This window comes from Achromobacter sp. FW305-C-13 (assembly GCF_058783475.1).
On the sequence record NZ_JBYSYN010000002.1, the window covers coordinates 341,446 to 365,946 of the forward strand.

The following is a 24,501-nucleotide window of genomic DNA, read 5'->3' on the forward strand; positions in this document are numbered from 1 at the left end:
CGCCCGCTCTTACTCCGTTCCCTGATCTTTCGCCTTGTGACCATGCTGTTGTTGCTGGGAGGGTTGAGCGCATGCGCGGTCAAGACCAATTCCCGTGGCGGGCTGGTCTATGGCGTCGACACCGCCGCCCTCTTCGGTACCGAAATCGGCCAGTTCCCGTTGCAGGACGGCGGGCAGGGCACGCTGCGCCGCGAGGGCAAGAACTTCTCGGTCAAGCTGTCGGGCAACCAGCGCGTGGTGCCCTTGAACAACGTGGACTCGGCCCGCGTCGCGCGCACCGAGAACGTGGGCCCGCGCACCGTGGTCGTCATCGAGACGCAACGGCGCAATTGCGACTACCGCTACACGGTGCTGGCGATCGAGGGGTCGGACGTGTTGTCGTGGGACCTGGGCAATTGCCGCGACCGGCCGGCGGTGCTGGTGCAGGACGACCGCAGCGCCATGACCTTCGATTTTCCGAAGGGATCCAACATCGAGCGGTTCGTCTACACGCAGGACGGCCGCATGCGCCGGGGTGACGTCAAGGCGGTGGCCGGCCTGAATCCGCGCGCCAAGCCCTTTGCCGACGAATCGTTATACCCGCCGGGGTACCTGGACTCGCTGCGCCTGTACGGCGTCTACCCGCCGCCTGCGGCCCCGGCTGCAAAGACCGGCAAATCCGGCAAGCCGGGCAAAACGCCCAAGCCCGGACGGCCCGCCACGCCGGACGCGCCCGCCAGGACGGCGCCCGTCGACAACCCGGCGGGCAGTCAGTCCCAGGGCCAAACGCAGACCGCCGGCCGAGTCGTTCCGCCGCCGCCCCAGCGCGTGCCGGGAGGCGATGGGCCTGCCACGGCCGCCAGCCCCGCGCCGCGCGCGGGCAGCGCATCGCGCACGCCCGCCAAGCTGGACCTGCCCGATGAGGAAATCACCTCGACCCGTCTTGACCTGAGGGACTGACGTGCGGCAAGCCCAGATTCGCCAACTTCTTTTCCTGATCGTCCTGACGGTCATCTATCTCAGCTTCGAGCTGGGATTCAATGCGCGCCTGCTGGACGTGGTGGGCAGCCGCGCCACGCCGCACGACATCGAAGAGCTTGAGTTCTTCGGCCGCACGCTGTCCGGCATTGCCGCCGCGCTGGTAGTGCTGCAATTGCTGCTGACCCGGCGCCTGCGCACCGGCGGAAAGCCGTCATACCTGAAGATAGGCGTTGCCTGCGTCGTGACCGCGCTGCTGGTGTTCAGCGCCATCAAGGGGCTTGTGAACGTGTTGGTGGATAGCCGCGACGGGGATTTCCGCCGTATCGCCGCCAACGCCGGCTTGCTGCAGCGGTCGCTGGTGCAGGGCGACCTGCATCTGGACGGCCTGGTCGACGACGAGGTCTATGCGCGGCCCGAGGGCAAGGCGTTCCTGGCCGTGTTCCAGGTGCTGCTGTCCAATATCGATAACCTGGACGAGAAGGTCGAACCCAAGAAGCGCCAGGTGATCCGCACTGATCTGCAACGGCAGATGAAGACCTTCACGTTTGATGGCCGCGACGTCCGCATGACGGCGCCGGGCATCCGCGGCTATCACCAGGTCTACACCAGCGTGATGCAGTCAGTCGCCGATCGCTGGAAGCAGTATGCGGGCGTGCCGGTGGGCAACGACATCGGCCTGGCGCGCGAGCAGGACCGTGCCTGGAGCGATTACCGCAGGAACCTGTCCAAGCGGGGTTGGACGCCGGAGAGCGTGCCGGCGCGCTATCAGGGCCGCGTGGTGCAGGACGTGCGCAAGCGCATTCCGGTGCCGGGCGACTGGCAGCCTTATGACCGCGCCACCTTCAACGAGGCAGTGGCCCAGCAATATTGGAAGACCATGCGCAGCCGCACCGTCCATGTGGAAGGGGACGCGATTCCGCCGGGGCTATCGTACGAGGACTTCGTGGCGCGTCCCGGCGTGCAGAAGCTGCTGCGCCAGACCCTGATGGTGCCCGCCAGCATGAGCGTGGCCGCCAACTACACCGATGCGGCCAGCTTCAAGCGCCTGTACGACGGCATGTTGGACCGCGCCGTGGACGAGGCGATGCCGCGCTTTTCCGCCCGCAACGAAGACTTCGGCCGGGGCGGCCAGCACTACAAGCTGGGCCAGGATGCCGCGCGGGCGGCGATCGTGCCGCCGGTGGCATTGCTGTTTTCCCTGCTGGGCGCGGTGGGTCACTTCGCCAAGCTGCTGTATCTGATCGCCAAGCTGGTCGTGTGGGTGCGCACGCCTGCCGGGCAGGAGCCGGGCCGCACTGCGACGCGCGCAGCCGGCCTGGCGCTGGTGTTGACGCTGGTATGCGTCTGGACTGCGTTTTCCTTCATGCAGAACGGCGTGACCCAGAGCGAACTGTTCCAGCAAATGTCGCGCGCGGAGTCCGGCCGGGATGATGAGTCGGCCGGCCAGGCGCTGCGCCGCCGCGTGCTGGCCAACATTGCGCACGTGGTGGTGGTGGGGCAGGCCTATACCTATCCCTTCAACGAGGCGGTGCGCACACGCGTGCTGGGCGGCATCAAGTATGGATACCACGGCGATGCGAGTTAAGCGCTTGATCGCAGCGCTGCTTGCCGCCGTGCTGCCCGTGTCCGGCGCCAGCGCCGCCTGCCTGGGCATGCAGGTGCACGCCCATCGCGGCGCGCCGACGTTGCCCGAGAATTCGCTGGCGTCGATCAGCGCCGCCTACGCGGGCGGCTGGGACGGGGTCGAAATCGACATGCAGCGCTTGCAGGACGGCCGTTGGGTGCTGCATCACGACGTGCTTACGGGCAGGACGGTAGGCGGCGTGGGACGCAAGGCCGTGCTGCAACTGAACAGCGCCGATTGGCGCGGCGCAAAGCTGATGGGGCAGGGCGGCGGGTCGCCGCCGCCGTTCCTGGACGACGCGCTGCGGGTTGCAGCCGCCCAACCCGCCAAGACGTTCAACGCCGAACTAAAGGTCGTCTACCGCGACTGCGCGCCGGTCAGCCAACTGGTCGCCGGCATGAAGCAATCGCTGCCGCACGGCAACTGGATGATTACGTCGGCCTTTCCAGAGGCGTTGCGCTGCGTGCGCGGTACCGACCGCCAAGGCTATCTGGGGCTGATCGTCTTTGACCCCCGGAATGCCGAATCCGTCAGCGCCAACCCCTTGGGCAAGTACGTGTCGCAGCGCGCCACGGCGCCCAAGCTCACCCGTCCGTGGCTGGCCAATCTGGCGAAAACCGTGGGCGCGCCGGTCGGCGTGCACGTGGACGCCCTGACGCTAGCTGCCAATCCCCAGCTGCTGCGCGACGCGGCGTCGGAATCGGTGCGGGTGTTCGTCTACGCGGTCGGCGGCGACGCCGCGCTGGCGCAGCAACTGCGTGCGACCAAGCAAAGGGAAGGCTATCTGCCGTCGGGCGTGATCATCGACGGTGATGCGCAGGCGTTTTGCCGGACGATGGGCGGTTAGGCGACGAGATCTGCGCCCGGACTGCGGGTTTCTCCCTATTTGCATACGTATGCAAGGCTTCGAAAGTGGGCTCACTTTGTTTTGAACCCAACGTATGCAGGGCCAGGAGACCATGATCCGTTATCTGAAGCGCGGCCGGACCGCCGCCGTAAAAACCGACGACGACGCCAAGGTACGCGCGACCGTCGAAGACATCATCCGCGATATCGAGACCCGGGGCGACGACGCCGTACGAGACTACAGCCGAAAATTCGACAACTGGGACCCGGCCGACTTCCGACTGTCGCGCGCGGAAATCGAAGCGGCTCGCAAGCAATTGTCGGCGCGCGAGATCGAGGACATCACGTTCGCCCAGGCCCAGGTCCGCAATTTTGCCCAGATCCAGCGGGACTCGATGCGGGACGTGGAAGTCGAGACCTATCCGGGCGTGGTGCTCGGCCACAAGCACGTGCCAATGAATGCCGTTGGCTGCTATATCCCCGGTGGCAAATATCCCCTGCTGGCTTCCGCGCACATGAGCGTGTTGACGGCCAAGGTAGCGGGTGTGAAGCGCATTGTGTCCACGGCCCCGCCTTATCAAGGCAAGCCGCACCCGGCCATCGTGACGGCCATGGACATGGCTGGAGCCGACGAAATCCTCGTGCTGGGCGGTGTGCAGGCCGTCGTCGCGATGGCGGTCGGAACGCCCAGCGTGGCGCCGGTCGACATGCTGGTTGGCCCGGGCAACATGTTCGTGGCCGAGGCCAAGCGGCAGCTGTATGGCCGGGTCGGCATCGATCTCTTTGCCGGTCCCACCGAGACCTTGGTGATCGCCGACGATAGCGTGGATGGCGAGCTGTGCGCCGTCGACCTGCTGGGCCAGGCGGAACACGGCCCCACGTCGCCCGCCGTGCTGCTTACCAACAGCGAAGCATTGGCGCGCAACACGCTGGCCGAAGTCGAGCGCCAATTGGCCATCCTGCCCACCCGCGGCATCGCATCCCAGGCCTGGGCCGAGTGCGGTGAGGTCATTGTCTGCGACACCATCGAAGAGATGCTGCAGGTAGCGGACGACCTGGCTTTCGAGCACGTGCAGGTCATGACGCGCGACCCGGATTACTTCCTTCGCAACATGACCAACTATGGGGCCCTCTTCCTGGGTCCACGCACCAATGTCAGTTTCGGCGACAAGGTGATCGGCACCAATCACACGTTGCCGACCAACCGGAACGCGCGCTACACGGGCGGGCTATGGGTAGGCAAATTCCTGAAGACCTGCACCTATCAGCGTGTGCTGACCGATGCGGCCAGCGCCACGATGGGCGAATATTGCTCGCGGCTTTGCCACATGGAGAATTTCTCCGGGCATGGCGAGCAGGCCAACATCCGCGTGCGCCGCTACGGCAACCGGCCCGACCTGCCCTGGTACCAGCCGGTTGAGGCGCAGGCATGATTGCGCTGCCAAAAGGACCGGACTTCCGCCTGGACGGACGCCGGGCCCTGGTGACGGGCGGCAGCGGCGGCATCGGCCTGGCTGCGGCTGCCGGGCTGGGGCGCGCCGGCGCGCATGTGACGGTGGCGGCGCGGCGCGAACGCGAGTTGGCGCAGGTCTGCGAAGCGCTGCGCGCCGAGGCGATTGGCTGTGCGCCGCTGGTGCTGGACGTGACGGATTCCGCTGCCGTCGACCGGGCGATCGCGGCAGACGGGCCGTTCGACATCCTGGTGAACAACGCGGGGATGAATCGTCCCAAGCCCTTGGTGGAGCAGTCCGATGAAGATATCGACAGCGTGCTCGATCTGAACGTGAAGGCGGCGTTCTATACCAGCCGCGCCGTGGCGCGCAGGCTGTTGCAGGAGGGCATGCCCGGTTCGATCATCAATGTGTCGTCGCAGATGGGGCATGTCGGCAGCCCCCGGCGTACCTTGTACTGCGCGAGCAAGCATGCGCTTGAAGGTATGACCCGCGCGCTGGCATGGGAGTTGGGGGCGGCGGGAATCCGCGTGAATACCGTGTGCCCGACCTTCATCGAAACCCCCATGACGGCCGGGATGCTGGAGCAGCCCGGGTTTCGCGACTGGGTGTGCGCGCGCAACGCGCTGGGCCGGGTGGGCCAGTTGGAGGAAGTGATGGGCGCTATCGTGTTCCTTGCCAGCGAGGCATCCAGTTTGATGACCGGCAGCGCGCTGATGCTGGACGCGGGGTGGACGGCAGCATGAAGACTGCGCCTCGCGCCCAGGACGTAGCGGATCTGGCGGAAGTCTCGCAGTCCGCCGTCAGCCGGACGTTCACCCCTGGCGCCAGCGTCTCGGAAGAGACGCGCCGCAAGGTGCTTGCGGCCGCACAAAAGCTGGGATACCGGCCTAACGCGCTCGCCCGCAGCCTGATCACGCGGCGCAGCCGCATCGTGGCGCTGGTGATGAGCTATCTGGAGAACCAGTTCTACCCCCTGGTGATCGAAAAGCTGTCGCAAAAGCTGCAGAAAGAGGGCTATCACGTGCTGATGTTCATCGCGGAAGTCGATGAGGCAGCCGACGGCGTGCTGGCGGAAATCCTTCAGTACCAAGTAGACGGAATCGTCATGGCTTCCGCCATGCTGTCTTCCAACGTGGCGCGAAGCTGCGCGGAAGTCGGCGTGCCGGTGGTGCAGTTCAACCGGGTGTCCATCCTGGGCGGACTGGCGCGGCATGCCAGCAGCTCGGTGACTTCCGACAACTATGCGGGCGGCCAGACGGCGGCGCGGTTGCTGGTTGCGCGCGGGTACCGGCGGTTCGGCTTTCTGGCGGGCCTGGAAGACTCTTCGACCAGCATCGAACGGGAGCGGGGCTACCGTGATGGGCTGCACCAATTGGGCCATGCCGTGCATCGCCGTGAAGCGGGCCACTACGATTTCGATCGGGCGCAGGCCGCCGTTCGCCGCATGTTCGCCGACGATGCGCCGGACGCGTTGTTCGCCGGCAATGACCACATGGCGATTGCGGCGCTGGACGTGCTGCGCCAGGAGCTTGGCCTGCGCGTCCCGCAGGACGTGGCGGTGGTGGGCTTTGACGACGTGCCGCAGGCTTCGTGGGGCGCGTACCGGCTCACGACGATCCGTCAGCAGGTCGAACCGATGGTGGAAGCGACGGTGGGGCTGCTGCGCGAGCAGATGCAGGCGGAACTCCGCCCGCGCGACATCGTCGTGCCGTGCAGCCTGGTTGAACGCGCCACGGTCCGGGCAGGCCCTGGAAATGAATTTGCAGCAACACCTTGAAAGCGCGCGCAGACCGCGCTCATGACTATTCGCAGTTCGCAGGAGACAAACGCATGCGCAGCATTTTTGTACGTACCCTGACCGCCGTTGCGGCGGTGGGGTTGACGGCTTCCCTGGCCCACGCCCAGGCTGGCGCGCCGGCCTGGCCGGCGAAGACCATTCGCTATGTGGTGCCGTTTTCGCCGGGTGGCGTATCGGACGGCGTGGCGCGCCTGATGGCCGAGCAACTGAGTGCCCGATTGGGACAATCGGTGATCGTCGAGAACAAGCCGGGGGTGTCCGGGATCGTCGGCACGCAACTGGTGGCTCGTGCGGAGCCGGACGGCTACACGCTGGTGGGCGGCACCATCACCACGCATGCCGTCAATCCGTTCTTCATCAAATCGCTGGGCTATGACCCCGTCAAGGATTTCACGCCCGTGGCACTGGTGGGAATGGTCAGCAATGCGCTGGTCGTGCGGGCCGACAGCCCCTTCAATACGGTGCAGCAAGTCATCGACGCGGCGCGTGCGCAGCCCGATGGCCTGACTTACGGCACCGCCGGGGCGGGTACGTCGCAGCATCTTTCGGGCCAGCTTTTCCAGTCCATCTCGGGAACGCGACTGCGGCAGATCGTTTACAAGGGCGGCTCGCAATCCATGGTGGACCTGATCGGCGGTCAAATCGACATGGTGTTCGAAACCGTGGCGGCGGCGCGTCCGATGATCGATTCCAAGCGCGTCAAAGTGCTGGGCGTGACCTCGGCGGCGCCGCTGGCGGATTTGCCCGGGGTCAAGCCGCTGGCGCAACTGGGTTTGCCGGGATTTGAAATGCAGTCCTGGCAGGGCATTTTCGCGCCGGCCGGCACGCCCGCGCCGGTGGTAGACCGTCTGGGACGCGAGATCGCCGCCATCGTCAACAGCCCGGACGTGCGGGCCAAGCTGCTGATGTTGGGCGTCGCGCCGGATGGCCGCGGCGCTGAACCGTTCGCGCAATTCCAGCGCAGCGAAATCGATAAATGGGGCAAGGTGATCAAGGATGCCGGCATCCAGGCCGATTGATCGCTGCTAATGAACTTTGCCAGGAGACTTGCATGACCGAATCCCGTTTTCCTCTGGACGGCCGTCTGCCGGACATGCTGCGCAGCGGCAAGCCGTTGCGAGGACTGTTCAACGGCCTGCCCAGCCCGGCCATCGTCGAGATGTGCGCCTACGCCGGATTTGACTTCATCATTCTCGACAACGAACACGGCAGCGCCGACCTGGGGGTGACCGAGCACATGCTGCGCGCGGCCCGGGCAGCGGGCATCGCCTCGGTGGTGCGTTGCTTTGAACACGATCTGCCACGCATCCTCGACATGGGGGCCGGTGCGGTGCAGGTGCCCATGGTGGAAAGCGTCGAGCAGGCGCGGCGGCTAGTGTCCCTGGTCCGCTATCCACCCTTGGGGCGCAGGGGTAGCGCCTTCAGCACGCGCGCGGCGGGCTATGGCGCGTTTGGCGGCGCCGGCCATACGCAGCGCAGCAATGACGGGATCGCGTTCATCGCGATGATTGAAACGCCGGAAGCGATCGCCGTTGCCGCGGAAATCGCTGCGGTGGACGGCGTGGATGCCGTATTCATCGGTCCGAATGACCTGGCGCACGCGATGGGACATGGCAGCGATTGGACGGCTGCGCCTGTGCAACACGCCATCGAGCAGGGGCTCAAAGCCATCGCCTCCGCGGGGAAGTGCCCGGGCATCATTGCGCTGACGCCCGCTGACGAGGAAAAGTACGGCGCATTCGGCGCCCGCTATTTCGCCAACGTGTCGACCAGCATCATTACCCGCGCGCTGGCGCAGGCGGCTTGCGCCGGACGTGATGCGCAACTGCGGTATTGACGGGGTGAGGAAGGGCCGGACGGGCAGCGCCGGCTAGGGAAATCCCCAGGGCGCAAGCCCTGTCCGGGCGTCTCCGGCAAGCGGGGATGTTCGTTAACATCATTTTATGCATTCGAATGCGTAAAGAGCGGGCCCGGTGCGCCGAGGTAGCCGCCAGAGGAGACGACAATGAAAAGAAGGCTATTTCTGCAGGGCGCAGGAGCATGCGCGGGACTGGGCGCGCTGCCCTTCCGAAGTTACGCTGCCGACGCGCTCGGCCTGAAGGCAGGTAAACCGTACGCCGGAACCAGGCTGGCGATCATGCTGCCGCCCTCGTCGCAGTTCCGCGCACAGGAAAAGCGCTTGCCGGAATTCGAGGCGGCCTCGGGCATCAAGGTGGCCTACCAGTACGTGCCTTATGGCCAATTGCTGGAAAAGCTTACGACCGAAGCCGTGGGAGGCAGTTCGGCTTATGACCTGGTTGCCTACCAGGACAGCTGGCTGGCATCTCTGGCCAATTACCTCAGCCCCATCGATGCGCAGGTGCGCGCCGATGGCGTCGATATGACCCGCTATCCGGACGTGTACCGCAAGGCTTGCCAGTTCAGCGGCGCGACCTATGGCTTGCCGGTCCGCGCGCATCCCCAGTTGCTGTTCTACCGCAAGGACCTGTACGAGCAGGCCGGCATTTCACCGCCCGCGACCTGGGACGACATGTTGACGTCCGCCGCGGCCGTGCAGAAGCAGACAGGTGTTCCGGGCGTGGCCATGGACTATGTCAAAGGCAGCGGGTTTCAGAACCTGTGGCTGTGGTTCAACTGTCTTTGGGGGCATGGCTCCGACGTGCTGGATGCCGAAGGCAAGCCGCTCTTTAATAACGCGGCAGGCGTGGCGGCGACACAAGCCTACGTGGATGTGCTGCTCAAGCATAAGGTGGCCAACCCGGGCTCCAGCCAATTCAACGAATACGACATGGTCAACGCCATGGCCCAAGGCAATGCGGCGACGATGATGGTCTGGTGGTGGACGTATTCCGTGTTGACGGGTGATCGTTCCCGCCTGAAGCCCGAACAGGTGGGATTTGCGCCGATGCTGCGCGTGGGGCAGGCGCAGTCGCCGACCGTCGCGATCGTGATGCCCTTCGGTATCTCACGCCAGTCGCGCCACCAGGAGGCCGCGTGGGAGTTCATGAAATGGGTGTCCAACCCTGTCCTGGAAAAAGCCATCGTCTGCGATAAGAGCGATCCGCAAAGCGCGGACATCGTCGCGACGCACACGGCCACCTATCTGGACGAAGCCGTCAACGCAGCCAATCACGGCCTGCACCGCGCTGCCCTGGCGAGTTTGCAGCAAGCTCGAACGGTGCCGCAATTGGCCGCGTGGCCGCAAATCGCCACGGCGTTGGAAAGCGCCATTTCGGAGATTGTGTCCAGCGGAAAACCTGTCAGGCCCGCGCTGGATGACGCCGCGGCCCAGGTCGCCCGCATCGCCCGCCGCACGGGCGGCCGTGGGCGTGGACAGGAAAGCCGATCATGAAAGACCGTTATCTGAAGTACGCGCTGCTGGCCCCGGCACTCGTGGTGTGCGCCGCCACGCTGCTGTATCCGTTATGCCAATCGTTGTTCTATTCGCTGCACGACTGGAACCTGGGCCGTTCACCCACGCCGCAAGGCTATGTGGGCCTGCTCAACTATGTCGATCTGATTCTGCATGACCCGGAGTTCCTGGGCAGCGCCTGGGTGACGCTGGTGTTCACCGTGCCTTCCGTGGTGTTGACCATGGTGATCGCGTTGGGCCTGGCCATGCTGCTGGCGGGCGACGGCCGCTTGCAGGTCAACGCCCGGACGCTGCTGGTGATTCCGTTTGCCATGTCGCCCGCGTTGGTCGGCATCTCATGGCGGTTCATGCTGAACCCGGAGTTCGGCGTGGTCGATGCACTGCTCAAGACATTGGTGCCTGGCTGGAGCGGCGCGCCGGTCCTGGCCGATCCGGTATTGGCGATGGCGGCGCTGATCGTCGTGGACGTCTGGCACTGGGCGCCGTACTTCATGCTGACGTTCATTGGCGCGTTGGCCGCGTTGCCGCAGGACACGCTGGATGCGGCGCAAGTGGATGGGGCAGGGCGCGGAAGGATCTTCTTCGAAATCGTGCTGCCGCAACTCAAGCCCGTGCTCACCATCGCCATCCTGCTCAAGACGATTTTCTCGCTGAAGATGCTGGACCAGGTCGTGACGATGACGGCGGGCGGTCCCGGCACCGCCACCGACACCTTGCCGCATATGGTCTACAGCACCGCCTTCCGCTTCTACGACATCGGCTACGCCTCGGCGATGGCCTGGTTGCTGGCTGTCGTAATGATGGCGCTGGCGTTGATCTATTCTCGTTTTGCCATGGGGCGCCCATCGTGATGACGCAAACCGCAACGCTTCCTGCCCGCGCCGCCGCGCGCCCCTCTCGCCGCCGCGGCGTCCTGCGCCGGCTGGCCATATGGTTGATCGCTGGCGTCTGGTTCGCGCCGGTCGTCTGGATCGTGGCCACCGCCTTCAAGCCCCGGCTGGACGTATACAGCCTTGCGCTGGCTTTCCGACCCACGCTGGATAACTTCGTCGCCGCTTTCGGTTCTCCCTATCTGCTGGGCGAGCGTCTGGCGAACAGCCTGTTCGTGACGGCGGGCACGCTGCTCATGGCCATTCCCCTGTCGACGCTGGCGGCTTACGCGTTCTCACGGTTCCGGTTTCCGGGCGGACAACTGGGGCCGCTTTTATTGCTGGCCACGCAGTTCCTTCCTCCGGTCATCATCGTCATCCCGCTGTTTGTCGTGTTCCGCAACCTGGGCCTGCTGGATACACCCTGGGCGCTGATGGTGGCGAACCTGTCGTTTGTCGTCCCGTACGCAACCTGGATGATCAAGGCCTTCTTCGACGCCTTGCCGCCGGATATGGAAGAAGCCGCTCAGATCGACGGCGCCTCGCGGTTGCGTGCTCTGTGGGATGTCGTGGTGCCGGTGGCCTTGCCGGGCATCGCCACCGCCGCCATTTTTTCGTTCGTCGTCTCGTGGAACGAGTTTTTCTACGCGCTCGTGCTGACACGCGACCACGCGGTGACGTTGCCGGTTGCGCTGATGAGCGCACGCACCGAACAGGGCGACGCCTGGGACATCATGGCCAGCATGGGCTTGTTCATCATTGCGCCGATGCTGCTCATTTCGCGCTTCGTGCAGCGCTACTTCGTAAAAGGCCTGGTCGCAGGCGCGATTCGCTGAGGATAAACATGGCTTCCGTAAAACTGATTGATGTGGAAAAGCGCTGGGGCGGCGTGGTGGGAGTCGCGCGGCAGTCCCTGGACATTGCCGACGGCGAATTCGTGGTCTTCCTGGGCCCTTCGGGTTGCGGCAAGACAACCACGATGCGCATGGTGGCCGGGCTGGAGGAACCCAGTGCGGGTGAAATCTGGATCGGCGGGCGGGACGTGACCGACGCCTTGCCCAAGGATCGCGATGTGGCCATGGTTTTTCAGAACTATGGGCTCTACCCGCATTTGACGGTGGGCGAGAACATCGCCTATCCGCTCAAGGTGCGTGGCATGGGCCGTGCCGAGCGGGCCCTGCGTGCGCGCGAGGTCGCCGACAAGGTCGAGTTGGGGCATTTGCTCGACCGTCGACCGCGTGACTTGTCCGGGGGGCAGCGCCAACGCGTGGCGCTGGCGCGCGCCATTGTGCGGCGGCCCCAGGTGTTCCTGATGGATGAACCCTTGTCCAATCTGGATGCGAAGTTGCGCGTTTCGATGCGCGCCGAGATCCGCCGCCTGCAATGCGAACTACGCATTACGACGATCTATGTGACGCACGACCAGATCGAGGCGATGACGCTGGCTGACAGGGTCGTGGTCATGCGAGGCGGGCTGATCCAGCAGGTTGGCACCCCCGCCGAGGTCTACAACCGTCCGGCCAACCTGTTCGTGGCGGGCTTTGTCGGATCGCCGCCGATGAACCTGTTGCCCGCCCGCATGGCCGACGGCGGGCTGAGCGTCGAGGGGCAGCGCCTGAGCGGCCTGGCAGGGCCTGACAACACCGAGCTGGTGCTGGGCATCCGCCCTGAAGACGTGACACTGACGCCGGCCGGCGAGGGCGATCTGGACGGTGTCGTGTACATGTTCGAACTGACCGGCGACGCGGTGCTGGTGACGCTGGACGTGGGTGCTGCTCGGCTTTGCGTGCGCGGAGACCGCCATCTGCGCTACGGCATCGGAGAGCGCATCGGCCTGAGCCTGCCGCGCGAACACTGCCATCTGTTCGATGCCGCGACCCAAGCGCGGCTGGTGGATTGAGCCATGGCGTTCTGGTCAGGCCGGCCACGAGGCCGATCCCCGCAAGACCACTTCACCGGGCAGCCTCTCCTGGCGGGGGCGTCCCCCGGGTTGCAGGCGGCGCGCCTGCAGCATTTCCATGGCTCGGCGCGCCATCTCATCGATGGGCTGGCGCACGGTGGTCAGCGCATACGGGGCGCGCGCGCCTTCGGGGACATCGTCAAAGCCGGCGACCATCAGGCGCTTGGGAATGTCCCAGCCCAGCCGATGGCGGCAGGCGTCGATGACGGCCATCGCCATCTGATCATTGGCGCAGAACACCGCGTCGGGATTGGCGCCCCTGTCCACGGCCTGCAGGAATACCTCGTGCGCCTGATCGTACGAGAAACCGCCATCAAGCACTTGGCACGCGGGAAGACCGGCCGCGCGCAGCGCTTTCTGGAAGCCTTCGATCCGTTCGCGGCCCACGGGCGCTTCCCGCGGACCGCCCAGGCACAGGAAATGCTTTCGGCCGGCAGCCAGCATGCCCTGCGCGAGCGCCTGCGCGCCAGCGGCGTGATCGGTGGAGACCCCATCAACGACGATGCCCCCAGGTTGCCGGTTGAAGAACAACACCGCGACGCCCTGGTCCGTGAAGCGCCGCACATCGTCGTCGTCCATGGTGGCGCATGCAATCAGGCCGTCCAGGGGATACCCCACCAGCCCGTGGAGCACGGGCTTGACCGACGCGTCGTCGTCGACGGCCAGCAGGATCATGTGCTGGCCCGCGCGCGCGAGGGCGTCGCCCAACGTGTAGAGCAGAGCCGGCGCGCTGCGCAAGGTGTACCGCGTGATCAGTACGCCCACGGCGTGGGATCGGCGGGTGATGAGCGAGCGGGCCAGCGCGTTGGGCGCGTAGCCCAGGCGCGCCGCCGTGGCCAGCACGATTTCCCGCGTTTCGTCCGAGATGTTGCTGCCGGGCTGAAAGCAGCGCGAAACGGTGGACTGCGCAACGCCCGCAGCCGTGGCGACGTCGTAGGAGGTGGCGCGCGGGCGGCGGTTTTTGGCAACAGGCGGCATGAGGCAGGCAGGACGATGGATAGGGTCGGCCCTATTTTGCATTCGAATGCGTTGACTTCACAACTCAATCCAACCTGGCGCCAGCAGGCGCTTTTTTTTGGGAAAGCACAGCAATGACTGAGATTGTCCTTGACCGCGAGGCGGCGATGGCGCGGGCGATTCCGCGCGAAGCCATGGTGGCGTGCAAGCTTGCCTTCATCGACTGCAAGCTGCCTGGCTCCGATTTGAAGGAGAACTACTCCATGATCGGCGCAGGCGTGACGCAATCCGAAGACCAGGTCGTGAACCTGACCGAGCCGCATGGCTTCAGCGTCGGTGCGGCGGCGATGCCCGCCGGCGTCACGAACAACCTGCATCTGCATTTCAGCGCGGAAGTCTTCGTGATCTATTCAGGCCGCTGGAAATTCCGCTGGGGCTCGGGCCCGGGCGCCGGCGAAATCGAGGGCGGCCCGGGCGACGTGCTGAGCATCCCGACCTGGATCTTCCGGGGTTTTTCCAATATCGGACAGGACACGGGTTGGATATTTACCGCCCTGGGCGGGGATGACACCGGCGGCATCATCTGGCATCCGGACATCCTGACGGCAGCCGCCGCGCACGGCCTGTTCCTGGGGCGTGATAACACCTTGCTGGAAGGCGCGCCGGGTCTGCCTCCGGCGGCGGAACTGATCCGTCCGCTTACGGAGCAAGAGATGGAAATGCTTCCGCGCTACACACCCGATCAGATGCGTCAGCGCCATCTTGCCGCCGCCGCGCGCGACTGGTCGGCCAGCGGCTGGCTCGGCAATGCCGCAGGCGGCGGCTGCGAGCTCGCACCCGTGATCGGCTACGGCATGAGTGAAGAGCGCGGGCTGCGGGCACCCATCGGCAATCCGCATGGTTTTTCGCTGGATTGGATGCGCCTGGCGCCCAGGCAGACGACGCGCCGTTTCCGGTTGCGGGAAAAGCAGGTGCTGATGGTCATGGAGGGGGCCATGGACCTGGTGCTCAATGCGCCCGGGCAGGAAGTTCGCGTGCGGCTCGAAGAGCAGGCCGTGTATTCCGTGCCGGCCGGCGTCTGGCGGGAGGTCTCGGCCGGCGAATCGCCCGTTGTCGTCGCGGTGCTGTGCGCGGGAGACCAGCGCAAGCGCATCGAATGGCCTGACGAGGTGATCGAAGAGGCTGCCCGGCAGAACTGCGCGCTGGACCCCGATGGCTACATCGCGCCGCGTCACCTGCTGCCGGACAGTGCGATCGGCGTCGGCGAATTGAGAGCCTGATGGGCTCTCCGCTCCCCCTGGTGCTGATTGGCGGCACACTGTGTGATGACGCCTTGTGGCAACCCATGCTGCACGCCGCGCCGGCGCTTGCGGCGCATGCGCGGATCTTGGCGTATTCCCGTTACCGGTCCGCGCAGGAAGCTGTCCGCGACCTGTTGCCGGACCTGCCCGGCCGCTTCGCCGTGGCGGGGTTTTCGCTAGGCGGATTCCTGGCGCTGGAAATGATGGCGCAGGCGCCCGAACGCGTGGCGGGGCTGGCGCTTATCGCCACCAATGCCCGCGCAGACGCGCCGGCCAATGCCCAGGCTCGCCGGCAGGCGGCGGTGGACGCCAAGCGGGAAGGCGTGGCCGCCTATGTCCGCCGGGTGCTGTGGCCAAGCTACGTCGCGCCCGGCCGACTTGATGACGATGCGCTGATGTCATGCATTCTTGCCATGGTACGGCGAGTGGGGGCCGACACGTTCGGCCGTCAGGCCGACATCGCCGTGCTGCGGGCCGACAGCCTGCCGCGCCTGGCTGACGTGCGCGTGCCGACCCTGATCGTCAGTGGCGAGGCCGACCTGCTCAACCCCGCCGACCGCCAGCAGGAAATGGCGGACCGCATGCCGGACGCCCGCTGGGTCCGCCTGCCGCAGGTCGGGCATTTCGTGCCGCTGGAGGCGCCCGCCGCGCTGGCCGCCGCAGTGCGGCAATGGGCGGCCGGACTGTGAAGGACGTCTGGCGGTCCGTCCCGCTTTCCGCCTACACTTGCCGCTCTCTTCGTTCACGACCTCCCGCAAGGAAACGCCCATGACTCTACGCGCCGCGTGGTTCCTGTCCTGCATGCTTTTCGCGGGCGCCGCCCAGGCTGGGTCCGCCCCGGCCGAACTGTCCTGCGCTTCGGAAAGCGGCAAGGTCGCGCTGAAAGGGGTGATCCCCTCGCCGTCATCTGAAGAACTGAACATCACGTTGAGCTATTTCGACGCGAACCTGAACTTCAACTCTGACACGCACGCCAACAGTCTCGTGGTAGAGGATTTTCCGCAATCGGTGTTCACGCTGCTCGCCCCATCGCCGGGGGGCGCGCTGACGCTCTATGCGTTGCCGTCCAGCGTGGCGGTGGCCAAGCAGGCCAACGGCGATATCGCGGGCAGCTTCCGGGCTAAGCTGGCCGGGCCCCGCCCTCGTTCGGCGGGCGGGGTGCAGACAGACCTCCCGCTCAAGGCCACGCTGCACTGCAACTACCGCTATTCGCTGTAGGCGGTTAGCGCGGGGCGATGGTGATCGTGACGGCGCTGTTGCTGCCCGAAACGAAGGGGCGCGTGCTGGAGTGACGCCTAGGCGTCCCGCAGGAAGCGCTTGCGGTAATCCGCGGGCGTCACCTGCAGGCGCTTGACGAAGACGCGGCGCATGTTGTCCGCGTTACCGAAACCGCAATCGTAGGCCACGGACTTCAGCGGCAGCCGCGTGCTCTCCAGCGCGCGGCGCGCCGCGTCGATACGCGCCTGTTCGATGAAGTCGTGCGGCGTCATCCCCGCGTGTTGCCGGAAGTGGCGCGCAAAGCTGCGGGCGCTGATGCCGGCGGCGTCCGCCAGCGCCTGCACGGTGAATGCATGGCCGATGTTGTCCATCACGAAGGCCTGCGCGCGCGCAATCGGCGAGCCATCGGCCAGCGGCGCGACGAGATAGGGGCTGAACTGCGATTGCCCACCTTGCCGCTGCGCCAGCACCACGAGACGCCGGGCGATCTGCAAGGCCAGGTCCGCGCCATGGTCGCCCGCCACCAGCGCCAGCGCCAGGTCCATGCCTGACGTCACCCCGGCCGAGGTGATGAGGGCGCCGCTGCGCACATAGATGCGGTCGGGTTCGACGCGCGCGGCGGGATGGCGCGCCGCCAGTTCAGCCGCGTATTCCCAATGCGTGGTGACGGTGTGCCCGTCCAGCAGCCCCGCGCGTCCCAAGGCGAAGGCGCCCGTGCAAATGGAGCCGTGCACGCCAGCCAGCGGTGCTACCGCGCGCAGCCATTCCGCTTGCAGGGGGTCTTCCGATGGCGCGGGCCCGCCCGCGGCCAACACCACGTCATACGCCTGGACCGCATCTGCATACGACAAATCGGCCAGCACGCGCGTGCCGTTGGACAGGCGCGTCGGCGCGGTGGATTGGCCGACCAGCAAGGTCCGGTAGCCGCCGGCTTCTCCCAGCAGGCTGTTGGCCGCTGAAAACACGTCCATCGGCCCGGCCAGGTCCAGGGCTGCTGCCCCTTCATGGATGGCGACGGCGACGGTGCGGCGGTGGGAGCGGGAGGGCGGCATGGCGGATTGGCGGGGTGGCGGAAATTGCGTGGCGATTGGCGGGATCGGGCGGCTGGCAACGATGGCCGGCGGGGCCGGCCAACACTATAAACAAAGGGCGATAACGCATGAACAATCAATAGGTGCAGCGATGAAGGTAGTGTGTTTCATGTTCCCCGGATTCACCTTGCAGGACATGGTGGGCCCCGTGACCGTATGGTCGATGATGCCCGAGGTGGAATTCGAATTCGTGGCGGCCGCCAAAGGCGACGTGATGACGGATTCCGGCCTGGCCGTGCGCGCCACGCATGACTTCAGTGACGTGGCCAAGGCGCCCGACGTGCTGCTGGTGCCGGGCGGCGGCCTGCCCGTTTTCGAGGCCATGCAGGACGACGCGCTGCTGGACGCGATTGCAGGTGTGGGCGCCGGCGCCAAATGGGTCACCAGCGTCTGCTCGGGCTCGATGTTGCTGGGGGCGGCGGGCTTGTTGCAAGGCTACCGGTCCGCGTCGCACTGGAGCGCGCGCCCCTACCTGGAAAAGTTCGGCGCTGTGGCCGATGCCGGGCGCGTGGTCATCGACCGCAACCGCGCCAGCGGCGGCGGCATCACGGCCGGCATCGATTTCGGCTTGGTGATGGTTGCGCAATGGGCCGGCGCCGAGACCGCGCGCCTGATCGAACTGGTGCTGGAATACGCGCCCGAGCCGCCCAACGGCTGCGGCCGCCCGGAATTGGCGAATGGGGCCACGCTGGCCCAGGCGCGCGCGCTGACCGCCACCGTCATGCCGGAACACCTGGCGGACGCAGCCGCGCGGCGACGCGGTTTCGCGCCGGCGGCACGGTAGCCAGCGCAGCAAGGCAGCGGATTTTTTCATCAGATACGGGTTTACCCGGTATCTGTTCAAAAGCCATAATTTGTATGATGACCCGATAACTTCTATTCAAGAGACACGTCATCATGCTGGTTGTGAAGTCGACTTCCCCGCGGGCTCGCCCGCGGTTCCGCCCCTGCGTGCCAGGGGCGTTCCATGACTGAAGAATCCCGCGTTCGCGAAGAAATCTGCGTCGTCGGCGCCAGCCTCTACAACCGCGGCTACACCGTGGGCGCCGCCGGCAACATCAGCGCCCGGCTGGACGACGGCTGGCTGATCACTCCCACCGACGCCTGCCTGGGCCGGCTGGATCCCGCCGAACTGGCCAAGGTCGATCTGGACGGCCAATGGGTTTCGGGCGCCAAGCCTTCCAAGACCCTGGTGCTGCACCAGGGCATCTACCGCGCCAGTCCCGAGTCGCGCGGCATCATCCACACGCATTCCACGCATCTGGTCGCGCTGACGCTGGCCGGCGTCTGGCGGCCTGATGAAGTGCTGCCGCCCATCACTCCCTATCAGGTCATGAAGGTCGGCCGCATTCCGCTGATCGGCTATCGCCGGCCCGGCGACCCGCAAGCCGCCGCCGAGGTTGCCGCGGTGGCGGGGCAGGTGCGCGGTGCGCTGTTCGAGCGGCTGGGCCCGGTGGTATGGGAACGCTCGGTCGCGCACGCGTCCTATGCGCTGGAAGAACTGGAAGAAACGGCCCGCCTGTGGCTGATGAGCGACCCCCGGCCCGCGCCGCTGGCCGCCGACGCCATTGAAGAACTGCGCGCGACCTTCGGGGCGCGTTACTAGATAGATCCCCCATTCGCACAAAGCCGCCCGGACGCGTGTTGCGCGTATCGCGGTGGCGCACCCTCCTGGAGACTTGTCATGCCCCCGATGGAATTGGCGTCGACCGCGCCCGCTCAGGCGACGCAGCCTGAATCCCGCGAGACCGCCCGCGCTTACGCCAAGGTGTTCTGGCGCCTGGTGCCGTTCTTGATGCTTTGCTATGTGATCGCGTACCTGGACCGCGTCAACGTCGGCTTCGCCAAGCTGCAGATGTCGCAAGACCTGGGCTTCAGCGAAACCGTGTTCGGCCTGGGCGCCGGCGTGTTCTTCATCGGCTACTTCCTGTTCGAAGTGCCTAGCAACCTGCTGATGCACCGGCTGGGCGCGCGGATCTGGATCGCGCGCATCATGATCACGTGGGGCATCCTGTCCGGCATGTTCATGTTCGTCGAGACGCCCACCGGTTTCTACATCCTGCGCTTCCTGTTGGGCCTGGCCGAAGCGGGTTTCTACCCCGGTGTGATCCTGTACCTGACCTACTGGTATCCGGCTCACCGCCGCGCCAAGATCATCGCGCTGTTCATGTCCGCCATTCCGGTGGCCGGCATTTTCGGCAACCCCTTGTCCGGCTGGATCATGGAAGCCTTCCACGGCACGCATGGCCTGCAGGGCTGGCAGTGGATGTTCCTGATCGAAGCCATCCCCGCGCTGGTGATCGGCGTGGTCACCGTCATGTACCTGGACAACGGCATCTCCAGCGCCAAGTGGCTGACGGCCGAGGAAAAGCAGTTGCTGACCCGCGAGATCGAACAGGACCAGAAGCAGACGGGCACGCAAAAGCACTCGCTGCGTGCCGTGTTCGCCGACAAGCGCGTGTGGTGGATGTGCCTGATCTACTTCGCCTTCGTCGCAGGCCAATACGGTTTGACGTTCTGGATGCCGACGCTGATCAAGTCCACCGGTGTCACGGGCGCCTTCAATATCGGGCTGCTGAGCGCCATCCCCTTCCTCTGCGCCATCGTCGTGATGAACCTGCTGGGCCACTCGGCCGACCGCCGCCGTGAACGCCGTTGGCACCTGATCGTGCCGGCGCTGGCGGGCGCCATCGGGTTCACCGCGGCGGCGTCCTTTGCCGACAATACCGTGGTGTCGTTGATCTGCCTGTCGATGGCCGCGGCCGGTGTGCTGACGTGCGCACCGCTGTTCTGGTCGCTGCCGACGGCCTTCCTGTCCGGCACCGCGGCGGCCGCAGGCATCGCCATCGTCAACTCGGTCGGCAACCTGGCGGGTTTCGCCAGCCCGTACATGATCGGCTACCTGAAAGACCTGACCAGCTCGACCGCATCCGGCATGTACGTGCTGGCCGCCGTGCTGGTCATCGGCGCCATCGCGGTCTGGTTTACGCCGGCCAAGCTCGTCAACCGCTGATGCCGCCACGCTATTTACCTTTTGACCCCAAGGATTCGCCATGCCACGCCTAGCCGCCAACCTGACCATGATGTACGCCGAGCATGCCTTCCTGGATCGCTTCCAGGCGGCTGCCCAAGACGGGTTTACCGGCGTCGAGTTCCTGTTTCCCTATGAATTCGCCGCCGCAGACTTGAAGGCCCGCCTGGCGGACAACGGCTTGACGCAGGCCTTGTTCAACGCGCCGCCGGGAGACTGGGGCGCGGGCGAACGCGGCATCGCTTCCTTGCCCGGGCGGGAAAGCGAGTTCCAGCGCGGGGTGGAGCAGGCGCTGGAGTACGCCGCCCAGTTGGGCAATCGCAGCCTGCATGTGATGGCCGGCCTGATCCGGCCGGGCGAGGACCGCGCGGCGCACCGCGACATCTATCTGAAGAACCTGGCGTTCGCGGCCCGCGCCGCGGCAACGGCCGGCATCACCGTCGTGATCGAGCCGATCAACACCCGTGATATCCCCGGATTCTTTCTGAACCGCCAAGACGACGCGCAAGCCATCTGCGCCGAGGTCGGCGCACCCAACCTGAAAGTGCAGTTCGACTGCTATCACTGCCAGATCGTCGAAGGTGACATCGCCGTGAAGCTGCAGCGCGATATGGCGGGCATCGGCCACATTCAGATCGCCGGCGTGCCCGACCGGCACGAGCCCGACTTGGGCGAATTGAACTATCCCTACCTGTTCGAGCGGATCGACGCGCTGGGCTACACCGGCTGGATCGGCTGCGAATACCGCCCCAAGGCCGGCACGTCCGCCGGGCTGGGCTGGGCCCAACCCTATCTTGCCAACCATTGAGCATCCCATCATGAAGATCCTGATCACCGGCGGCGCCGGATTCCTGGGCCAGCGGCTGGCCCGCAAACTGCTGGAGCAAGGCACGCTGACGCTGGATGGCAGCGGCCCGCAACCCATCACGCGGATCGACTTGCTGGACGTCGTGAAATCCGACGCGCTGACCGATCCGCGCGTGAATTCGCAGGTGGGCGACATCGCCGACCCGGCGGTGCTGCGCCAGGCCATCGGCACGGATACGCGCGCCATTTTCCATCTGGCGGCCATCGTCAGCGGCCAGGCAGAAGCGGATTTCGATCTGGGCATGCGCATCAACCTGGACGCCTCCCGCGCCCTGCTTGAAACGTGCCGCGCGCTGGGACACAAGCCGCGCGTGATCTTCACCAGCTCGGTGGCCGTCTACGGCGGTGCCTTGCCCGAGACCGTGCGCGACGATACGGCCCTGAATCCGCAGTCTTCCTACGGCACGCAGAAAGCCATCGCCGAACTGCTGCTGGCGGACTACACGCGCCGCGGCTTCGTCGACGGCCGCGTGCTGCGCCTGCCCACCATCAGCGTGCGCCCCGGCCGTCCCAATGCCGCTGCGTCCTCGTTCGCCAGCGGCATCATCCGCGAACCCCTGAATGGCGAAGCGGCGGTCTGCCCGGTCGGCGCCGACACGCGCTTGTGGCTGCTGTCGCCCCGCGGCGCGATCCAGGCGCTGATCGCCGGTTGTGAATTGCAGGCGGACGCCGTGGCCGACCGCGCGCCGATCAATCTGCCGGGCGTGTCCGTCACGGTGGCGGACATGGCGCAGGCGCTGCGCGAGGTGGCGGGCGATGAGGTCGCCGACCGCATCACGTGGCAAGCCGATGAACGCGTCGAACGCATCGTAGGCAGCTGGCCCGGCCGCTGGGACACCACGCGCGCGACTCGCCTGGGCTTGAAAGGCGACAACAGTTTCGCGGACATCATCCGCGCCTACCAGGCCGACGACCTGCCGCGCTAAGCGGCGGACGGCGGCCTTCTTGGATTTCCCAGGACGACGAAAGACATGACTCTTACGCAACCTTCTTCACGCCGCGTCGGCGTCATCGGCCTGGGCGCCATGGGCGCGGGCATCGCACAAAGCCTGCGCCGCGCCGGCCATGACGTGCACGTCTACGACATTCGCGCCGACGCCGCCGCGGCCTTTGCCGCGCAGGGCGGCGTGGCCTGCGCCACACTGGCCGACATGGCCGCCGCGTGCGACATCGTGATCAGCGTGGTCGTCAATGCCCAGCAGACCGAAGCCGTGCTGTATGGCGAAGGCGGCATCGCCGCCGCCTTGCGCGCTGGCGCCGTGTTCGTGATGTGCTCTACCGTTGATCCCAGCTGGTCCATCGCGCTGGAAGCGCGGCTGGCCGAGCAGGGCGTGTTGTACCTGGACGCGCCCATCTCCGGTGGCGCGGCCAAGGCCGCTGCCGGCCAGATGACGATGATGACCGCCGGTCGCGCCGCCGCCTACGAGGCCTGCGGCGCGGTGCTGGAATCGATGGCCGGCAAGGTCTATCGCTTGGGCGACAGCGCCGGTGCGGGCAGCAAGGTCAAGATCATCAACCAGTTGCTGGCTGGCGTGCACATCGCGGCCGCCGCCGAGGCGATGGCGCTGGGCCTGCGCGAAGGCGTGGACGCGGACGCCTTGTACGAGGTCATCACGCACAGTGCGGGCAACAGCTGGATGTTCGAGAACCGCATGGCGCATGTGCTGGCGGGCGACTACACGCCGCTGTCCGCCGTGGACATCTTCGTCAAGGACCTGGGGCTGGTGCTGGATACCGCCCGGCACACCAAGTTCCCGTTGCCGCTGGCATCGACCGCGCACCAGATGTTCATGCAGGCGTCCACCGCCGGACATGGGCGCGAGGACGATAGCGCCGTGATCAAGATCTTCCCGGGCATTACTCTGCCGGAGGCGAAATGAGCATCAAACTGGGCTGTATCGCCGACGATTTCACGGGTGCGACCGACCTGGCCAACAACCTGGTGCGCGCCGGCATGCGCACGGTGCAGACCATCGGCATTCCCGGCGCGCCGTTGCGCGATGACGCGGACGCCGTGGTCGTGGCGCTGAAGACGCGCACGCTGCCGGCGGGGCAAGCCGTGGCGCAGTCGCTGGCCGCGCTGCAATGGCTGCAGCAGCAGGGCGCCGAGCAGATCTACTTCAAATACTGCTCCACCTTTGACAGCACGCCGCAGGGCAACATCGGCCCCGTGACCGATGCGTTGATGACCCAACTGGGCACGGCCTTCACCATCGCCACGCCGGCGTTTCCCGACAACAAGCGCACGGTCTTCAAGGGCTATCTGTTTGCGGGCGACGTGCTGCTGAACGAATCGGGCATGCAGCATCATCCGCTGACGCCGATGACGGATCCGAACCTGGTCCGTGTGCTGTCGGCGCAGACGTCGCGCAAGGTCGGCTTGATCGACTACAGCGTGGTGGCGGCGGGCAGCGAGGCGATCCGTGCGCGCATCCAGGCCTTGCAGGCGGAAGGCATCGAGATCGCCATCGTGGACGCGGTGTCCAATAACGATCTGCTGGCCCTGGGGCCGGCGCTACGCGGCATGCCGCTGGTCACGGCGGGTTCCGGCGTGGCGATCGGCCTGCCGGGCAACTGGGGCCTGACGCCGGCCAGCGCCGCCGGGCAGACCCGCGCCGCCGGTCTGCAAGCGGTGGTGGCGGGAAGCTGCTCCACCGCCACGAATGGGCAGGTGGCCGCCTTCATCGAAAGCGGCCGCCCGGCCTATGCGCTGGATCCCATGCGGATCGCGGCGGGCGAGGACGTGGTCGCGCAAGTGCTGGCCTGGGCAGAGCCCCACATGCAGAATGGCCCGGTGCTGGTCTATTCCACCGCGCAACCGGATCAGGTCAAGCAGGCGCAGGGCGCATTGGGCGCGGCGCAGGCGGGCGCCATGATCGAAGACGCCATCGCGCGCATCGCGGTCGGCCTCGTCGAACGTGGCGTGCGGCAACTGATCGTGGCGGGCGGTGAGACCTCGGGCGCGGTGGTGCAGGCGCTGGGGCTGGAACAGATCGCCATCGGCGAACAGATCGATCCCGGCGTTCCCTGGTGCGCGGGTTACACGCCGGTGGCAGAAGACGACGTCAGCATCGCGCTGAAGTCGGGAAACTTCGGCACGCCGGACTTCTTCATCAAGGCGTTCGGGTAGTTTCCGAGCTGGCGGGGCGGGC

General features: G+C 66.3%; 24 protein-coding genes. 22 read left to right on the forward strand and 2 right to left on the reverse strand.

The window, feature by feature from the left end:
* Window positions 1-42 precede the first annotated feature (42 nt).
* The 12 genes from AC3WMU_RS13140 (at window position 43) to AC3WMU_RS13195 (ending at window position 12,824) form a co-directional block, all read left to right on the forward strand.
* Complete coding sequence (locus tag AC3WMU_RS13140; protein ID WP_492282452.1) at window positions 43-939, forward strand: hypothetical protein; 897 nt, start codon at window positions 43-45, stop codon at window positions 937-939.
* 1 nt (window position 940) lies between these two features.
* Window positions 941-2,545 (forward strand): hypothetical protein, encoded by a 1,605-nt coding sequence (locus AC3WMU_RS13145; RefSeq protein ID WP_492282453.1) that lies wholly within the window; start codon window positions 941-943, stop codon window positions 2,543-2,545.
* Window positions 2,535-3,431 carry a glycerophosphodiester phosphodiesterase gene (locus AC3WMU_RS13150; RefSeq protein ID WP_100220456.1) on the forward strand — a complete coding sequence of 299 codons (897 nt, stop codon included), beginning with the start codon at window positions 2,535-2,537 and terminating at the stop codon, window positions 3,429-3,431. The genes AC3WMU_RS13145 and AC3WMU_RS13150 overlap by 11 nt, the downstream gene beginning before the upstream one ends.
* 112 nt (window positions 3,432-3,543) lie before the next feature.
* Window positions 3,544-4,863 (forward strand): histidinol dehydrogenase, encoded by a 1,320-nt coding sequence (gene hisD / locus AC3WMU_RS13155; RefSeq protein ID WP_006227067.1) that lies wholly within the window; start codon window positions 3,544-3,546, stop codon window positions 4,861-4,863.
* Window positions 4,860-5,627, forward strand: coding sequence for an SDR family NAD(P)-dependent oxidoreductase (locus AC3WMU_RS13160; protein ID WP_006227068.1), 768 nt, complete (start codon window positions 4,860-4,862; stop codon window positions 5,625-5,627). Before hisD ends, AC3WMU_RS13160 begins: the two co-directional genes overlap by 4 nt.
* Window positions 5,624-6,661 (forward strand): LacI family DNA-binding transcriptional regulator, encoded by a 1,038-nt coding sequence (locus tag AC3WMU_RS13165; protein ID WP_492282454.1) that lies wholly within the window; start codon window positions 5,624-5,626, stop codon window positions 6,659-6,661. Before AC3WMU_RS13160 ends, AC3WMU_RS13165 begins: the two co-directional genes overlap by 4 nt.
* 53 nt (window positions 6,662-6,714) lie before the next feature.
* A complete protein-coding gene (locus AC3WMU_RS13170) occupies window positions 6,715-7,701 on the forward strand; it encodes a Bug family tripartite tricarboxylate transporter substrate binding protein (protein WP_280029155.1) in 987 nt (328 codons plus the stop codon).
* A 32-nt stretch (window positions 7,702-7,733) separates the two neighbouring features.
* Entirely contained in the window at window positions 7,734-8,519 is a 786-nt protein-coding gene (locus tag AC3WMU_RS13175) for an HpcH/HpaI aldolase family protein (protein WP_006227071.1), read from the forward strand.
* 168 nt (window positions 8,520-8,687) lie between these two features.
* A complete protein-coding gene (locus tag AC3WMU_RS13180) occupies window positions 8,688-10,034 on the forward strand; it encodes an ABC transporter substrate-binding protein (RefSeq protein ID WP_492282455.1) in 1,347 nt (448 codons plus the stop codon).
* Window positions 10,031-10,906, forward strand: a complete 876-nt coding sequence (locus tag AC3WMU_RS13185; RefSeq protein ID WP_006227073.1) for a carbohydrate ABC transporter permease — start codon at window positions 10,031-10,033, stop codon at window positions 10,904-10,906. Before AC3WMU_RS13180 ends, AC3WMU_RS13185 begins: the two co-directional genes overlap by 4 nt.
* Window positions 10,906-11,760: a carbohydrate ABC transporter permease gene (locus tag AC3WMU_RS13190; protein WP_006227074.1), complete on the forward strand. Its 855-nt coding sequence runs from the start codon at window positions 10,906-10,908 to the stop codon at window positions 11,758-11,760. The genes AC3WMU_RS13185 and AC3WMU_RS13190 overlap by 1 nt, the downstream gene beginning before the upstream one ends.
* A gap of 8 nt (window positions 11,761-11,768) precedes the next feature.
* On the forward strand, window positions 11,769-12,824 hold the full coding sequence (locus AC3WMU_RS13195) for an ABC transporter ATP-binding protein (RefSeq protein WP_492282456.1): 1,056 nt from the start codon (window positions 11,769-11,771) through the stop codon (window positions 12,822-12,824).
* Window positions 12,825-12,839: 15 nt separating this feature from the next.
* Here AC3WMU_RS13195 and AC3WMU_RS13200 read toward each other — a convergent pair whose 3' ends face one another.
* Window positions 12,840-13,862 carry a LacI family DNA-binding transcriptional regulator gene (locus tag AC3WMU_RS13200; protein WP_492282457.1) on the reverse strand — a complete coding sequence of 341 codons (1,023 nt, stop codon included), beginning with the start codon at window positions 13,860-13,862 and terminating at the stop codon, window positions 12,840-12,842.
* 113 nt (window positions 13,863-13,975) lie between these two features.
* Here AC3WMU_RS13200 and AC3WMU_RS13205 point away from each other — a divergent pair, with 113 nt between their 5' ends.
* From AC3WMU_RS13205 to AC3WMU_RS13215, 3 genes are all read left to right on the forward strand, one after another.
* Complete coding sequence (locus AC3WMU_RS13205) at window positions 13,976-15,121, forward strand: cupin domain-containing protein (RefSeq protein WP_492282458.1); 1,146 nt, start codon at window positions 13,976-13,978, stop codon at window positions 15,119-15,121.
* The gene (locus tag AC3WMU_RS13210; RefSeq protein WP_492282459.1) at window positions 15,121-15,831 is read left to right on the forward strand and encodes an alpha/beta fold hydrolase; all 711 of its coding nucleotides are present in this window, start codon (window positions 15,121-15,123) and stop codon (window positions 15,829-15,831) included. The genes AC3WMU_RS13205 and AC3WMU_RS13210 overlap by 1 nt, the downstream gene beginning before the upstream one ends.
* Window positions 15,832-15,910: 79 nt before the next feature.
* Complete coding sequence (locus AC3WMU_RS13215; protein WP_492282460.1) at window positions 15,911-16,360, forward strand: hypothetical protein; 450 nt, start codon at window positions 15,911-15,913, stop codon at window positions 16,358-16,360.
* Window positions 16,361-16,437: 77 nt separating this feature from the next.
* On the opposite strand, the gene AC3WMU_RS13220 is transcribed toward AC3WMU_RS13215, so the two are convergent.
* Entirely contained in the window at window positions 16,438-17,412 is a 975-nt protein-coding gene (locus tag AC3WMU_RS13220; RefSeq protein ID WP_492282461.1) for a GlxA family transcriptional regulator, read from the reverse strand.
* A 130-nt stretch (window positions 17,413-17,542) separates the two neighbouring features.
* Between AC3WMU_RS13220 and AC3WMU_RS13225 the strand changes: the two genes are divergently transcribed.
* The 7 genes from AC3WMU_RS13225 (at window position 17,543) to otnK (ending at window position 24,479) form a co-directional block, all read left to right on the forward strand.
* The gene (locus AC3WMU_RS13225; protein ID WP_492282462.1) at window positions 17,543-18,235 is read left to right on the forward strand and encodes a DJ-1/PfpI family protein; all 693 of its coding nucleotides are present in this window, start codon (window positions 17,543-17,545) and stop codon (window positions 18,233-18,235) included.
* Between the two features lie 183 nt (window positions 18,236-18,418).
* Window positions 18,419-19,057: a 3-oxo-tetronate 4-phosphate decarboxylase gene (otnC, locus tag AC3WMU_RS13230; RefSeq protein ID WP_006227082.1), complete on the forward strand. Its 639-nt coding sequence runs from the start codon at window positions 18,419-18,421 to the stop codon at window positions 19,055-19,057.
* Between the two features lie 87 nt (window positions 19,058-19,144).
* Entirely contained in the window at window positions 19,145-20,464 is a 1,320-nt protein-coding gene (locus tag AC3WMU_RS13235; RefSeq protein WP_085946977.1) for an MFS transporter, read from the forward strand.
* A gap of 40 nt (window positions 20,465-20,504) precedes the next feature.
* A complete protein-coding gene (gene otnI / locus AC3WMU_RS13240; RefSeq protein ID WP_492282463.1) occupies window positions 20,505-21,290 on the forward strand; it encodes a 2-oxo-tetronate isomerase in 786 nt (261 codons plus the stop codon).
* Window positions 21,291-21,300: 10 nt separating this feature from the next.
* Entirely contained in the window at window positions 21,301-22,275 is a 975-nt protein-coding gene (gene denD / locus AC3WMU_RS13245; RefSeq protein ID WP_280029171.1) for a D-erythronate dehydrogenase, read from the forward strand.
* Window positions 22,276-22,320: 45 nt separating this feature from the next.
* Complete coding sequence (ltnD, locus tag AC3WMU_RS13250) at window positions 22,321-23,229, forward strand: L-threonate dehydrogenase (protein ID WP_315139905.1); 909 nt, start codon at window positions 22,321-22,323, stop codon at window positions 23,227-23,229.
* The gene (gene otnK / locus AC3WMU_RS13255; protein ID WP_492282464.1) at window positions 23,226-24,479 is read left to right on the forward strand and encodes a 3-oxo-tetronate kinase; all 1,254 of its coding nucleotides are present in this window, start codon (window positions 23,226-23,228) and stop codon (window positions 24,477-24,479) included. Before ltnD ends, otnK begins: the two co-directional genes overlap by 4 nt.
* Window positions 24,480-24,501: the final 22 nt, after the last annotated feature.

What these genes read in the sequence shown, in the direction of transcription:
- AC3WMU_RS13140 (WP_492282452.1), top strand. Translation starts at nt 43, where the DNA reads ATGCTGTTGTTGCTGGGAGGGTTGAGCGCATGCGCGGTCAAGACCAAT.
- AC3WMU_RS13150 (WP_100220456.1), top strand. Translation starts at nt 2,535, where the DNA reads ATGCGAGTTAAGCGCTTGATCGCAGCGCTGCTTGCCGCCGTGCTGCCC.
- hisD (WP_006227067.1), top strand. Translation starts at nt 3,544, where the DNA reads ATGATCCGTTATCTGAAGCGCGGCCGGACCGCCGCCGTAAAAACCGAC.
- AC3WMU_RS13160 (WP_006227068.1), top strand. Translation starts at nt 4,860, where the DNA reads ATGATTGCGCTGCCAAAAGGACCGGACTTCCGCCTGGACGGACGCCGG.
- AC3WMU_RS13165 (WP_492282454.1), top strand. Translation starts at nt 5,624, where the DNA reads ATGAAGACTGCGCCTCGCGCCCAGGACGTAGCGGATCTGGCGGAAGTC.
- AC3WMU_RS13170 (WP_280029155.1), top strand. Translation starts at nt 6,715, where the DNA reads ATGCGCAGCATTTTTGTACGTACCCTGACCGCCGTTGCGGCGGTGGGG.
- AC3WMU_RS13175 (WP_006227071.1), top strand. Translation starts at nt 7,734, where the DNA reads ATGACCGAATCCCGTTTTCCTCTGGACGGCCGTCTGCCGGACATGCTG.
- AC3WMU_RS13180 (WP_492282455.1), top strand. Translation starts at nt 8,688, where the DNA reads ATGAAAAGAAGGCTATTTCTGCAGGGCGCAGGAGCATGCGCGGGACTG.
- AC3WMU_RS13185 (WP_006227073.1), top strand. Translation starts at nt 10,031, where the DNA reads ATGAAAGACCGTTATCTGAAGTACGCGCTGCTGGCCCCGGCACTCGTG.
- AC3WMU_RS13190 (WP_006227074.1), top strand. Translation starts at nt 10,906, where the DNA reads ATGACGCAAACCGCAACGCTTCCTGCCCGCGCCGCCGCGCGCCCCTCT.
- AC3WMU_RS13195 (WP_492282456.1), top strand. Translation starts at nt 11,769, where the DNA reads ATGGCTTCCGTAAAACTGATTGATGTGGAAAAGCGCTGGGGCGGCGTG.
- AC3WMU_RS13200 (WP_492282457.1), bottom strand. Translation starts at nt 13,862, where the DNA reads ATGCCGCCTGTTGCCAAAAACCGCCGCCCGCGCGCCACCTCCTACGAC.
- AC3WMU_RS13205 (WP_492282458.1), top strand. Translation starts at nt 13,976, where the DNA reads ATGACTGAGATTGTCCTTGACCGCGAGGCGGCGATGGCGCGGGCGATT.
- AC3WMU_RS13210 (WP_492282459.1), top strand. Translation starts at nt 15,121, where the DNA reads ATGGGCTCTCCGCTCCCCCTGGTGCTGATTGGCGGCACACTGTGTGAT.
- AC3WMU_RS13215 (WP_492282460.1), top strand. Translation starts at nt 15,911, where the DNA reads ATGACTCTACGCGCCGCGTGGTTCCTGTCCTGCATGCTTTTCGCGGGC.
- AC3WMU_RS13220 (WP_492282461.1), bottom strand. Translation starts at nt 17,412, where the DNA reads ATGCCGCCCTCCCGCTCCCACCGCCGCACCGTCGCCGTCGCCATCCAT.
- AC3WMU_RS13225 (WP_492282462.1), top strand. Translation starts at nt 17,543, where the DNA reads ATGAAGGTAGTGTGTTTCATGTTCCCCGGATTCACCTTGCAGGACATG.
- otnC (WP_006227082.1), top strand. Translation starts at nt 18,419, where the DNA reads ATGACTGAAGAATCCCGCGTTCGCGAAGAAATCTGCGTCGTCGGCGCC.
- AC3WMU_RS13235 (WP_085946977.1), top strand. Translation starts at nt 19,145, where the DNA reads ATGGAATTGGCGTCGACCGCGCCCGCTCAGGCGACGCAGCCTGAATCC.
- otnI (WP_492282463.1), top strand. Translation starts at nt 20,505, where the DNA reads ATGCCACGCCTAGCCGCCAACCTGACCATGATGTACGCCGAGCATGCC.
- denD (WP_280029171.1), top strand. Translation starts at nt 21,301, where the DNA reads ATGAAGATCCTGATCACCGGCGGCGCCGGATTCCTGGGCCAGCGGCTG.
- ltnD (WP_315139905.1), top strand. Translation starts at nt 22,321, where the DNA reads ATGACTCTTACGCAACCTTCTTCACGCCGCGTCGGCGTCATCGGCCTG.
- otnK (WP_492282464.1), top strand. Translation starts at nt 23,226, where the DNA reads ATGAGCATCAAACTGGGCTGTATCGCCGACGATTTCACGGGTGCGACC.